This is a genomic window from Ruegeria sp. HKCCD3925, assembly GCF_057221175.1.
In genome coordinates, this window is the sequence record NZ_JBWVBI010000004.1 from 330,135 (window position 1) to 342,242 (window position 12,108).

At 57.6% G+C, this 12,108-nt stretch carries 12 protein-coding genes and 2 tRNA genes; 4 read left to right on the forward strand and 10 right to left on the reverse strand.

The features are described from left to right. Entirely contained in the window at positions 1-720 is a 720-nt protein-coding gene (gene hisA, locus AC2TEM_RS11780; protein WP_170420802.1) for a 1-(5-phosphoribosyl)-5-[(5-phosphoribosylamino)methylideneamino]imidazole-4-carboxamide isomerase, read from the reverse strand. Between the two features lie 134 nt (positions 721-854). Here hisA and AC2TEM_RS11785 point away from each other — a divergent pair, with 134 nt between their 5' ends. Next, positions 855-1,256 carry a DUF2147 domain-containing protein gene (locus tag AC2TEM_RS11785; protein ID WP_170392077.1) on the forward strand — a complete coding sequence of 134 codons (402 nt, stop codon included), beginning with the start codon at positions 855-857 and terminating at the stop codon, positions 1,254-1,256. A gap of 3 nt (positions 1,257-1,259) precedes the next feature. Here the strand turns inward: AC2TEM_RS11785 and hisH are convergent, their stop codons facing one another. Then, complete coding sequence (hisH, locus tag AC2TEM_RS11790) at positions 1,260-1,898, reverse strand: imidazole glycerol phosphate synthase subunit HisH (protein WP_170401427.1); 639 nt, start codon at positions 1,896-1,898, stop codon at positions 1,260-1,262. Next, complete coding sequence (hisB, locus tag AC2TEM_RS11795) at positions 1,899-2,486, reverse strand: imidazoleglycerol-phosphate dehydratase HisB (RefSeq protein WP_170374919.1); 588 nt, start codon at positions 2,484-2,486, stop codon at positions 1,899-1,901. It abuts the gene before it with no gap. 153 nt (positions 2,487-2,639) lie between these two features. Between hisB and AC2TEM_RS11800 the strand changes: the two genes are divergently transcribed. Then, positions 2,640-2,879 carry an Lrp/AsnC family transcriptional regulator gene (locus AC2TEM_RS11800; RefSeq protein WP_170325761.1) on the forward strand — a complete coding sequence of 80 codons (240 nt, stop codon included), beginning with the start codon at positions 2,640-2,642 and terminating at the stop codon, positions 2,877-2,879. Here AC2TEM_RS11800 and AC2TEM_RS11805 read toward each other — a convergent pair. The 3 genes from AC2TEM_RS11805 to AC2TEM_RS11815 form a co-directional block, all read right to left on the reverse strand. Beyond that, positions 2,876-3,742, reverse strand: coding sequence for a GNAT family N-acetyltransferase (locus AC2TEM_RS11805; protein WP_170420804.1), 867 nt, complete (start codon positions 3,740-3,742; stop codon positions 2,876-2,878). The genes AC2TEM_RS11800 and AC2TEM_RS11805 overlap by 4 nt on opposite strands. A gap of 85 nt (positions 3,743-3,827) precedes the next feature. Continuing rightward, a tRNA-Gly gene (locus tag AC2TEM_RS11810) sits at positions 3,828-3,902 on the reverse strand. 33 nt (positions 3,903-3,935) lie between these two features. Beyond that, positions 3,936-4,010, reverse strand: a tRNA-Gly gene (locus AC2TEM_RS11815). A 119-nt stretch (positions 4,011-4,129) separates the two neighbouring features. On the opposite strand from AC2TEM_RS11815, the gene AC2TEM_RS11820 reads away from it, so the two are divergent. Further along, positions 4,130-4,312 carry a hypothetical protein gene (locus AC2TEM_RS11820; protein ID WP_170609008.1) on the forward strand — a complete coding sequence of 61 codons (183 nt, stop codon included), beginning with the start codon at positions 4,130-4,132 and terminating at the stop codon, positions 4,310-4,312. A 6-nt stretch (positions 4,313-4,318) separates the two neighbouring features. Here the strand turns inward: AC2TEM_RS11820 and AC2TEM_RS11825 are convergent, their stop codons facing one another. Both AC2TEM_RS11825 and AC2TEM_RS11830 read right to left on the reverse strand, forming a co-directional pair. Further along, positions 4,319-4,702: an MAPEG family protein gene (locus AC2TEM_RS11825; RefSeq protein WP_170420806.1), complete on the reverse strand. Its 384-nt coding sequence runs from the start codon at positions 4,700-4,702 to the stop codon at positions 4,319-4,321. Positions 4,703-4,773: 71 nt separating this feature from the next. After that, complete coding sequence (locus tag AC2TEM_RS11830; RefSeq protein ID WP_170420808.1) at positions 4,774-8,211, reverse strand: pyruvate carboxylase; 3,438 nt, start codon at positions 8,209-8,211, stop codon at positions 4,774-4,776. Between the two features lie 293 nt (positions 8,212-8,504). On the opposite strand from AC2TEM_RS11830, the gene AC2TEM_RS11835 reads away from it, so the two are divergent. Beyond that, entirely contained in the window at positions 8,505-10,898 is a 2,394-nt protein-coding gene (locus AC2TEM_RS11835; RefSeq protein ID WP_170420810.1) for a UvrD-helicase domain-containing protein, read from the forward strand. A gap of 3 nt (positions 10,899-10,901) precedes the next feature. On the opposite strand, the gene AC2TEM_RS11840 is transcribed toward AC2TEM_RS11835, so the two are convergent. Both AC2TEM_RS11840 and AC2TEM_RS11845 read right to left on the reverse strand, forming a co-directional pair. Next, complete coding sequence (locus tag AC2TEM_RS11840) at positions 10,902-11,192, reverse strand: DUF1330 domain-containing protein (protein ID WP_170420812.1); 291 nt, start codon at positions 11,190-11,192, stop codon at positions 10,902-10,904. A gap of 374 nt (positions 11,193-11,566) precedes the next feature. Beyond that, entirely contained in the window at positions 11,567-11,791 is a 225-nt protein-coding gene (locus AC2TEM_RS11845) for a DUF1127 domain-containing protein (RefSeq protein ID WP_170392061.1), read from the reverse strand. Positions 11,792-12,108: the final 317 nt, after the last annotated feature.

Below are 12,108 nucleotides of genomic sequence, written 5' to 3' on the forward strand. Positions count from 1 at the left end.
TCAGTTCAGGGCGCGAATGGCCTCTTTTAGGTCAATCGCGCCATCATAGAGCGCGCGGCCAGAGATCGCGCCGTTCAACTCGACGCCACAATCACGCAGAGCGATCAGGTCGTCCAGCGAGCTGACACCGCCCGAGGCAATTACCGGAATCGAAACCGCCTGCGCGAGCGCCGCCGTGGCTTCGATATTCGGACCCTGCATCGCACCGTCGCGGTTGATGTCTGTATAGATGATCGCTGCCACGCCAGCGTCCTCGAAACTGTGCGCCAGATCGGTGACCTGTACGTCGGTCTCTTCGGCCCAGCCCTTGGTGGCAACCATGCCGTTTCGCGCATCTATACCGACGGCTACCTTGCCCGGGAAGGCTTTGGCAGCTTCGCGCACCAGATCAGGATTTTCGACTGCAACGGTGCCCAGAATCACCCGCGCCAGACCTTTCTCGATCCAGGTTTCGATCGTGGCCATATCGCGGATGCCGCCGCCTAGCTGCGCGGGCACGTTACAGGCTTTCAGAATTGCCTCAACGGGTGCCGCATTAACAGGCTCCCCGGCAAAAGCACCGTTCAGATCAACCAGATGCAGCCACTCGCAACCAGCCTCGACAAAGGCGCGGGCCTGCGCAGCAGGGTCTTCGTTAAAGACCGTCGCCTTATCCATTTCACCACGCAGCAGGCGCACGGCGTTGCCGTCTTTCAGATCGATGGCGGGGTAGAGGATCATGTCGGGCGGCCCTATATCACTGTTACACGCGCGGGATATCGCACAGGCAGGGCAGGGGCGCAACGCGACGCTAAGTCATTCTTGCCCGGTGCCGAACGGCAGGTCAGACTGACCGGAAAGACAGGGAGATAACCATGAAGACATATTCTCTTGCAGCGGTCTTCGCTGCGATGGCCACCACCGCCTTTGCTGCCGATCCGGTAGACGGGCTGTGGAAGACCGCTCCGGGCGATACGGGCGGCTATTTGCATGTGTCGATTTCGGAATGTGGCAGCGCCATCTGCGGAACTATCGACAGCGCATTTGATGCCCAAGGCAACCAACAGCTGGAGTACGAAAACCTTGGCAAGCAAATCATCTGGGACATGATCCCCGAGGGTGACGGCAGCTATGACGACGGCAAAATCTGGGCCCCTGATCGCGACAAAACCTATAGTTCGAAAATGACACTGGACAGCCAGAACAAACTGACCGTTAAGGGATGTGCCGTTGGGGGTCTGGTCTGCCGGGGTCAGGTCTGGACACGGGTTCAGTAAATCTCAGGGCTTCCAGGTCAGGAAATTGCCGATCATCCGCAGGCCAACGTCTTGGCTTTTCTCAGGGTGAAACTGCATCCCAACCATAGTGTCGCGGCCAATCACGGCCGTGACCTCTTGCCCGTAGTCCACATAGGCCAGCCGTTGCGCCGGATCCATCACCCGGAAGTGGTAGGAGTGCACAAAATAGGCGTGATCGCCTGATTTTATCCCGTCAAAGACCGGATGGTCGCTTTCCAGAATCAGATCGTTCCAGCCCATATGTGGCACCTTGAGCGCGCTGTCCGAGGGCTCGATCTTCACAACATCACCTGCGACCCAGCCCAGACCGTCGGTCTCAGCATATTCATGGCCCTTGGTCGCCATCAGCTGCATTCCGACGCAGATGCCCAGAAACGGGCGGCCTTTCTGCTCAACGGCTTCAACCATCGCGTCATAGATGCCTTTGTGGCCGCGCAACTCGGCGGCGCATGCCGGGAAAGCGCCATCACCGGGCAGAACCAGCCGGTCGGCCCGCGCGACGACGTCTGCGTCCGATGTCACGACGACCTCGCCCGCATCCAGTTCGCGCGCCATCCGTTGAAACGCCTTCTCCGCCGAGTGCAGGTTACCGCTCTCGTAGTCAATGATGGCTGTCAGCATCTACAGCGCGCCCTTAGTCGAGGGAATCGCATCCGCCTTGCGTGGGTCGGTTTCGACCGCGTCGCGCAAAGCACGGGCAACGGCCTTGAAGGCGGCCTCGGCAATGTGGTGGCTGTTGAAACCATGCAACTGATCGATATGCAGGGTGATCCCGCCATGGGTGCTGAGCGCCTGAAAGAACTCGCGCACCAGCTCGGTGTCGAACGTGCCGATCTTTTGCGTCGGCAGGTCCACATTCCAGATCAGGAACGGACGAGCCGACAGGTCCAGCGCACAGCGTACTTGTGCGTCATCCATGGGCAGATGGCACTCGCCATAGCGGCGAATACCCTTCTTGTCCCCTAGCGCCTGCGTCAGCGCCTGACCCAGCGCGATTCCGGTATCCTCGACCGTGTGGTGGTCGTCGATGTGATAATCACCCTTGGCCCGGATCGTCATGTCGATCAGCGAATGGCGCGCCAACTGGTCCAGCATGTGATCAAAGAACCCGACACCGGTCTGGTTGTCATACTGGCCGGTGCCGTCCAGATTGACCTCGACCGAGATCTCGGTCTCGGCGGTCTGACGACTGATCTTAGCGCTGCGCATGGGCGAATTCCTTTTGCTACAGGGCGCTTATAGACGCGGATGAACGGCCTATCCAGACCGCTTTAAGCCTTCGCTGCAAACTGTTGCAGGGGATTGCACCTGGGCGCGGCCCGTGCCAGCCTGCGGGCAACACGAACCAACAAGGCCCGGCCCATGTCCACCTGCGTTTTCATCCAGATCCGTTGTAAACCCGGCACCACTTACAAAGTCGCCGAAGAGATCGCGCTGCGTGAAATCCATTCCGAATTGTATTCCACAAGCGGCGAATACGACCTGCTGCTGAAGCTCTACATCCCCGAAACCGAGGATGTGGGCCATTTCATCAACGAAAACCTGCTGGTGATTCCCAATATCGAACGCTCGCTGACCACGATGACGTTCAAGGCGTTCTAGCCCAGTTCAAACGTCGTGATGCCATATATCCGGTCAAGGTCGATGTCTGGCGCGTGACTGGAATACATGCGCCCCGTTTCAAATACCTTGGTCAGCCCCAACTGTTTGGCCAATTCCATGGCTTGTGCGTTTGGATTAGGCTTGTCGATGAATACCTCGGCCTTTGCCTGATCGGCGGGTAGCGTCGTCAGAAGGGAAACCAAAAGCGCCTGCGCGATTTGTGGATTGTTGGCAAACAGAGGCCCGACCTTGTACCCGCTCAGGCAGCGCCGCAACGTTGCATAGCCTTTGATCCGTCCATTTTCCTCAAACACCCGCGAAACGTGGCTGGGTGCCTCCAACCAGCCGCGCAAGAACGTGTCGCGCGCGGCGGGGAACAGGCCTCGGTCATACGACTTTAGATCATCGGTTAGTGCGTTGATTGGACGAACCCGAGTGTCCTCCACGCGACCCAGGGCATCCAGGATGCCGCCGACGGTGCCCGCGAATCGATAATTGTCATACGCCAGTTCAAAACCGAATTTCCGATAGTTGTCCTGCTGTTCGACCACACCATCCATGCCCATGTTACGATCCTGGCAATGTGCCTTGACCGCTTCGGCGACCTGCAATCCGTATCCCGAGCCGCGATACTCGGGGCGCACGATGTAGAAGCCAAGAAATGCGTAGGCATCATCGTAGTTCACGGCGGATGCGGACGCGATCATCTGGCCGTCCAGGAAACCGCCCTTGAACCCTTCGGGGTCCGAACTGCGAAAACAGACCGCGTCGTGCAGCCCGGGGTTCCAGCCTTCCTGACCCGCCCAATCAACGGCGGTTTGAAGTTCGTCTGCTGTTAAGGCGCGAATGATGTAATCGGACATACCCGCATCTCCGTCGTAATTTCATGTGCAGCAAAGATGCCGCAGCAATCGCGAAAGAACCAGCATGTTCGGAGAGTTTGGTATCTGGAGCGGGCGAGGCGATTCGAACGCCCGACCCTAACCTTGGCAAGGTTATGCTCTACCCCTGAGCTACGCCCGCATCAGATACTTATATGGTCCGTAGACCTCTCAATGGAGCGGGCGAGGCGATTCGAACGCCCGACCCTAACCTTGGCAAGGTTATGCTCTACCCCTGAGCTACGCCCGCGCCGTTGAGTGAGGAGGGATGTATAAATTCCCACACGAGGCTGCAAGCGGAAAAACACAAAAAACAGCAAAAAATCTTTCGACGGAAATTCGGGGCTGCGGTGTTCAAGAGATATAGCAATGAACGAAATAAGGGATTGGGCAGAGGAAATGAAAGATATTGCAGACATTAAAATGGCGGCATTGGCGGCGCTGATTGTTCTTACCACCGTGATCTACAGTCAGAGCGATGAAACACTGGCAGAGGCGCAGCCTAGCCTTCCGCAAGCTCCTTTGATCGAAACGCAGGTTTTGACGGGCTAAACGTTCTCATACAGCCAGAACAAGATTCGCCATGGCCGCCAGCAATATAGTCGTAAAGGTCAGACCCATTCCGATCTGGCGCAGGATGATGATCTGTGGGGTCTTGCCAAAACCATAAGCGTGCAGAAGCCTGCCCGCCAAAAGTAACATCCCCAGCAGGTTCACAAGCCAGCCGCCAGCATCTTGCAGTTCGACCATGGCGATAAGCAGCAAAGCAAAGGGAGCGTATTCGGCGCAGTTCGCATGCGTTCGCATTGCCTTGATCATGGCCTTGTCGCCATGATCCCCGACCGATATTTTGCCCACCCGGCGTTGCCGAATGACATTCACGCTGAGTGCGACGTACAGAAATGCGATCAACGCGGCGTAGATCGGGGTGATGGTCAGCATGCGGCCTCCTGATGTTGAAAGGGCCGCCCGGTTCCCCGAACGGCCCTTATTAGCTTAGAAGGCTAAACCGGTTATTCCAGTTCGACCAGCAGATCCTTGGCGTCGATTTGACCTCCGGGCTGGACGTGAACGGCCTTGACCACCGCGTCGCGCTCGGCGTGGATACCTGTTTCCATCTTCATCGCTTCGATGGTCAGCAGCAGATCGCCTTCTTTGACTTCTTGACCTGTGACAGCGGCAACAGTTGCAACGACACCCGGCATTGGCGCGCCGATATGGTTGGGGTTACCAACTTCGGCCTTTGGCCGCTGAGCGGTTGATGCTTTCACCAAACGGTTCGGCACGCGGATCACGCGGGGCTGACCGTTGAGTTCGAAGAACACGCGAACCTCGCCATTCTCGTCCGTCTCGCCGATGGCCTGACAGCGAATCTCCAGCGTCTTGCCTGGATCGATCTCGGCGGTGATCTCCTCGCCCGGCTCCATGCCGTAAAAGAAGGTACGCGTGGGGAGAGTACGGACCGGGCCATAAGTGCGGTGACGGCCCATATAGTCGAGGAACACCTTGGGATACATCAGATATCCATTCAGGTCCTCGTCATCGATCTCTTTGCCCTCAAGCTGTTTGGACAAATCGGCGCGGGTGGCCTCGAGATCGACCGCTTCGACATGCTTGCCGGGGCGTTCGGTGTTGGGGGCCTCGTCCTTCAGGACCTTCTGGATGATTGTATCGGGGAACCCGCCCGGAGGCTGACCCAGATTGCCGCGCATCATGTCCACCACCGAGTCGGGGAAGGCGACATCAGTGTTAGGGTCTTCGACCTGCGCACGGGTCATGTTCTGGCTGACCATCATCAGTGCCATGTCACCGACCACCTTGGACGACGGCGTCACCTTGACGATATCGCCGAACATCTGGTTCACGTCCGCATACATCTGAGCAACCTCGTGCCAGCGCTCTTCCAGTCCAAGCGAACGCGCCTGTGCCTTGAGGTTGGTAAACTGACCACCAGGCATTTCGTGCAGATATACCTCGGAGGCCGGTGCCTGCAGGCTGGACTCGAAGGCCGCGTATTGGCCACGCACCGCCTCGAAATAGTCGCTGATCTCACGGATGGCCTTGATGTCCAGCCCGGTGTCTCGCTCGGTATGGCGCAACGCCTCGACCACGGTGCCGAGCGTTGCCTGAGAGGTGTTGCCGCTGAAACTGTCCATCGCGCAATCCACCGCGTCCACACCGGCCTCGGAGGCGGCCAGAATGGTAGCACTGGCGATGCCAGCGGTGTCGTGCGTGTGGAAGTGGATCGGCAGCCCGACCTCTTCCTTCAGCGCCCGGATCAGGATCTTGGCGGAGGCCGGTTTCAGAAGCCCCGCCATATCCTTCAGGCCCAGCACATGTGCGCCCGCGTCACGCAGTTCCTTGGCCATGCCGACATAGTATTTGAGGTCATACTTGGCGCGGTCCGGGTCCAGAATATCGCCGGTATAGCAAACGGTGCCTTCACAGATCTTGTTGTTTTCGATCACAGCATCCATGGCGACGCGCATGTTCTCGACCCAGTTCAGCGAATCGAACACGCGGAACACGTCGACACCCTTGGCCGCCTGACGCACAAACTCCTGCACCACGTTATCGGGATAGTTGGTATAGCCAACCCCGTTCGCCCCGCGCAGCAGCATCTGGGTCATCAGGTTCGGCATCGCCTCACGCAGATCACGCAGGCGCTGCCAAGGGCATTCCTGCAGGAAGCGATAGGCGACATCGAAGGTTGCACCGCCCCAGCATTCGACGCTGAATAGCTGCGGCAAGTTCGCAGCATAGCTGGGTGCTACTTTGATCATATCGATCGAGCGCATCCGGGTTGCCAGCAGCGACTGGTGCCCGTCGCGCATGGTGGTGTCGGTGATCAGCAGTTGACGCTGCGCCTTCATCCAGTCAGCAACCGCCTGCGGGCCTTTTTGCTCCAGCAGGTTGCGGGTGCCCATCTGCGGTTCGGCCTTGGGCGCGGGGGGCCTGGCCTCTTTCAGGTCGGGGCGCGGCATCGGGCGGTCCTTGGTTTCGGGATGCCCGTTCACAGTGATGTCGGCGATATAGTTCAGAACCTTGGTGCCCCGGTCGCGGCGCTTCTTGAACTGGAACAGGTCCGGTGTCTCATCGATGAACTTGGTGGTGTATTCATTCGACAGGAAAGTCGGGTGCTTTAGCAGGTTTTCGACAAATGCGATGTTGGTGGAAACACCGCGCACACGGAATTCCCGCAGCGCACGGTCCATCCGCGCAATCGCCTTTTCTGGCGTTGGGGCCCAAGCGGTCACCTTGGTCAGCAGCGAATCGTAATACCGCGTGATCACACCGCCTGCATAAGCGGTGCCGCCATCCAGACGGATGCCCATGCCGGTGGCCGAGCGATAGGCGGTGATGCGGCCATAGTCGGGGATGAAGTTGTTTAGTGGGTCCTCGGTGGTCACGCGGGTCTGCAGCGCGTGGCCGTTCAGGCGAATGTCGGACTGCGTGGCCTTGCCGGTGGCCTCGGTCAGGGTCTTGCCCTCGGCGATCAGGATCTGAGCCTGCACGATGTCGATGCCGGTGACTTCCTCGGTGACAGTGTGTTCCACCTGCACGCGCGGGTTCACTTCGATGAAGTAGAACTTGCCGGTGTTCATATCCATCAGGAACTCGACGGTGCCCGCGCATTCATAGTTCACATGGGCGCAGATACGGCGGCCCAGCTCGCAGATTTCGGCGCGCTGTTCTTCGGTCAGGTACGGGGCAGGCGCGCGTTCCACGACCTTCTGGTTGCGGCGCTGGACCGAACAATCGCGCTCATAGAGGTGGTAGATCTCACCGTGCTTATCGCCGAGAATCTGTACCTCAACATGGCGGGCACGGGTGATCATCTTTTCCAGATAGCCCTCACCGTTGCCAAAGGCGGCCTCGGCTTCGCGGCGGCCTTCCAGCACTTTCTCTTCCAGCTCATCCTCGGACAGGATCGGGCGCATCCCGCGTCCGCCACCGCCCCAAGACGCTTTCAGCATCAGCGGATAGCCGATCTCGGCTGCCTCGGCCTTGATGGCTGCCATGTCGTCACCCAACACCTCGGTCGCCGGGATAACCGGAACGTCGGCGGCAATCGCCACTTTCCGAGCGCTGGCCTTGTCGCCAAGCGCGCGCATGGTCTCGGCCTTGGGTCCGATGAAGGTGATGCCGTTCTGAACGCAGGCATCCACGAAATCCGGGTTTTCGGACAGCAAACCGTAACCAGGGTGGATCGCATCTGCGCCGCTTTCTTTGGCCACCCGGATGATCTCGTCAATCGACAGATACGCCGCAACCGGTCCCAGATCTGCGCCAATGCGATAGGCCTCATCCGCCTTGAACCGGTGCAGGCCCAACTTGTCCTCCTCGGCGAAGACCGCGACGGTGCGCTTGCCCATCTCGTTGGCTGCCCGCATCACACGGATGGCAATCTCGCCGCGATTGGCAATCAGGATTTTCTTGAAGTCTGTCATTTCAGGTCCCGGTCTTAATGGCTGTGGCCTTGTGCATAGGCGGACAATACGGCCACGTACATATGTAGTTCTGGGTAGAACCGGCATGTTAACGCTCGCAAACGCCGCCCTTTTGCGCAAACTTATTGCACATGCTGCATTGCGGCATCAATCCCCCGTGGGAAAGAGCAAATAATGCCCGTTTCTCCGAATATCCTCGCTGCGCCCTTTGGAGGGATGATTCTATTTGATTTGAGCGAACAAGCCGTGAACAAACCCTTTCCCTCCGCGCCCATCCGGCGTAGTTTACCGGCATGAGCAGTTTTGACGAAATGGACGCCTTCGAAGGCGCATCGCTGTCGGCGCGGGCGATGCCTCGCAACGAGTTGGAATTGGATTTTCTCAATCCGGTCCAACGCGAAGCCGCTATGCATCTAAAAGGGCCAGTTCTAATCTTGGCGGGCGCTGGAACGGGAAAGACTAGGACACTGATGTCCCGAGTTGCGTTCATAATCAGGAATAGACTTGCACGATCCAACGAAGTGCTAGCGGTGACTTTCACGAACAAGGCAGCCAAAGACATGGAAAGGAGGATGGCGGAGCTTCCTTATGGTGTTCGGGAGCCTATTCCTTGGATGGGCACTTTCCATTCGATTTGTGCCCAGTTATTGCGTCGCCATGCGGAACTGGTTGATCTGAAATCGAATTTTACAATTTTGGATACGGATGACCAATTACGTTTGCTCAAGCAACTTATTCAGGCCGCGAATATTGACGAAAAACGTTGGCCACCACGATTGTTGGCTGGGCATATTGATGATTGGAAAAACCGTGCCCTTGCACCCGAGCAAGTACCGGTGGCGGATGCGAGCGCTTTTGACGGCAAGGGTGTGGCGTTATACGACCAGTATCAGACTCGCTTAAGAGAACTCAATGCAGTGGATTTTGGTGATCTTTTGCTGCACATGATTGCGATCTTTCGGACCCACAAGGACGTTCAAAAACGATATCAACATTGGTTTAAGTACATTGTTGTTGACGAGTACCAAGATACCAACGTTGCCCAATATCTTTGGCTGCGCCTGTTAACAAATGACGACAAAAACATTTGCGTCGTTGGTGATGACGACCAGTCGATCTATGGCTGGCGCGGTGCCGAAGTTGATAACATCCTTCGGTTCGAAAAAGATTTTCCCGGAACGCATGTGGTCCGGTTGGAGCAGAACTATCGCTCGACCCCGCATATTCTGGCCGCTGCGTCCAACGTCATTCGTGGCAATGAAAGCCGCTTGGGCAAAGAGCTTTGGACCAACCGCGAAGAGGGTGAAAAGGTCCGACTGATCGGCCATTGGGATGGCGAGGAAGAAGCGCGTTGGATCGGGGAAGAGATCGACGCGATGCAGGGCGGTACACGCGGCGTGCGGCCGATGAACCTCGATGAGATGGCGATCCTCGTACGGGCCTCACACCAGATGCGGGCGTTTGAGGATCGGTTTTTAACCATCGGTCTGCCTTACAAGGTGATCGGCGGCCCTCGATTCTATGAGCGGATGGAGATTCGCGATGCCATGGCCTATTTCCGGCTGGTGGTCAGCCCCGAGGATGATCTGGCCTTCGAGCGGATCGTGAACACACCCAAACGCGGCCTCGGCGACAAGGCGCAGCAAACGATTCAGGTGGTGGCGCGCGAGAATGGCGTGTCTTTGGTCGAAGGGGCGCGGATCGCGGTCGATAACAGCCTGATCAAGGGCAAGGGTGGCAAGGCGCTGCGCGAACTGATCGACGGGTTGGCGCGGTGGAATGCAATGACGCGCGGGCCTCGGATCGAGGTGGACGATGATACGGTGATTGATGACGGTGTTTCACCGATCCGATACGGCGCGCCCGAGCATTCGCATATCGAGCTGGCGCAGATCGTCTTGGACGAATCCGGCTATACCGCGCATTGGCAGAACGAAAAGACGCCCGAGGCGCCGGGGCGGCTGGAAAACCTGAAAGAACTGGTCAATCAGCTGGACAATTTCGAAAACCTGCAAGGGTTTCTGGAGCATGTCAGTCTGGTGATGGATAACGAGCAGGACAGCGACGGGGCCAAAGTCTCGATCATGACGCTGCACGCGGCCAAGGGGCTGGAGTTTCCCGCGGTTTTCCTTCCGGGGTGGGAGGATGGATTGTTCCCCTCTCAGCGTTCGATGGACGAATCCGGTCTCAAAGGCCTCGAAGAAGAACGAAGGCTGGCCTATGTCGGTATTACCCGCGCAGAAGAAGTCTGTACGATTTCCTTTGCAGCCAACCGACGGGTGTTCGGACAATGGCAGAATTCGATGCCGTCCCGGTTCATTGATGAGTTGCCCGAAGATCATGTGGAAGTGCTGACACCTCCGGGGCTCTATGGTGGTGGTCAGCAGGCAGCCGGGATCGAAACCCGCGCAGCCGAGGCGAATGTCTATAACTCTCCGGGCTGGAAGCGGATGCAGGCGCGGCAGGGGCAATATGGCATGTCTCAGCCAAAAGAAAGCCGGAATACTGTGATTGATGCGACCGCCGTGGCCAGCTTTACGCTGGGCGAGCGAGTGTTTCACCAGAAATTCGGCTATGGCGCAGTGATCGGCATCGAAGGTGATAAAGTCGAGGTCGATTTCGACAAGGCAGGGGTGAAGAAAGTGGTCTCGCGCTTTCTGACCAACAAGGATGACGTGCCGTTCTGAAGCTTACAACCCTTCGACCAGCACAAGATTCGCCGTCGCCGTTTTTTGCCTGATCTTGGCCAATTCGACATAGTCCGGATCGTCCTTCCACGCGTTTGCGGCAGCCATATCCGGAAACTCCATCAGGACGACCCCATCTTCTTCCCAACTGCCTTCGATCACTTCAACGAGTTTTGAGGATACGGTTAGAAGCCTTCCGCCATGCCGGTCAAAGATCGGCATGAATCCTTCGAGGTATTTCTGGTACCCATCCGGGTCATGAATGGAAATCTGGGCGATGAAATAAGCGGCCATGGGAGACTCCTGACAAAGCGTTCACGACCCCAGCCTACATCTTGTGCGCAAAAAACGAAAAACGGCGGTTCCCAGGGAGGAGGAGGGGAACCGCCGTTCTTTTCTACATCAGGGCAGGGAGGAGGAAGCCCCGATGTATCCGAACCCGGGTTTGATCCCGGTATGAGGAAGACGCGGCGACGTCAGGGAGGAGGAAGACGTCGCCGCGCGCTTTCAACATCGAAGCAGGGAGGAGGAGAGCCCCGATGTATCAGGTTCCGGCGGTCAGGGCCGGTATTAGGTGCGGCAACGTCAGGGAGGAGGAGAGACGCTGCCGCTGAAATACAGGTCCGAAAGGGAGGAAGACGGACCTGATCTCGGTGTTCTTGTTGCGCTTACCGCGCGATCTGCTCTTCGGTGGCCTGTTGGGCCAGCCGGCGGATCATCGAGCGGTGCAAGCCCAGATCAGCCAATTCCCGATCTGACAGTCCCGACAATTCGTTGACTGTCTGACGGTACAGGCGATAACGAGCAACCCGGGTTTTCACGGTCTCAACCAGCGTTGAGATTCCATTTGCCGGTGTGCCTTTCAGAGCCGTTTGTGTGCTTGCGACTGCCATCTTCATGATCCGTTCATTCTTACTGTTGCCGGCATCGTCCGGCGTTTGCTTGAGACTGAAGATAGGCAAATGCTGCGATTGCACAATAGTTCGCGTCGTCAATGCTGCTATGCAGCAAATGCATGGATTGGCAGGATAATCCGGTACGCCCCAATAATCGCCTTTAAAATACTGGTTTTCACGTGTGGTTGACGTTTCGTGTGTCCAGACCCTGTGATGGTGACCGCTTATCTATTGAGCGGAATTGGTGTTTGTTTGGGCATGTTGTGTCAACTCAAGAGGGGCAAATCTTCTCACGGCAGGTCCAGCGCCTGGGG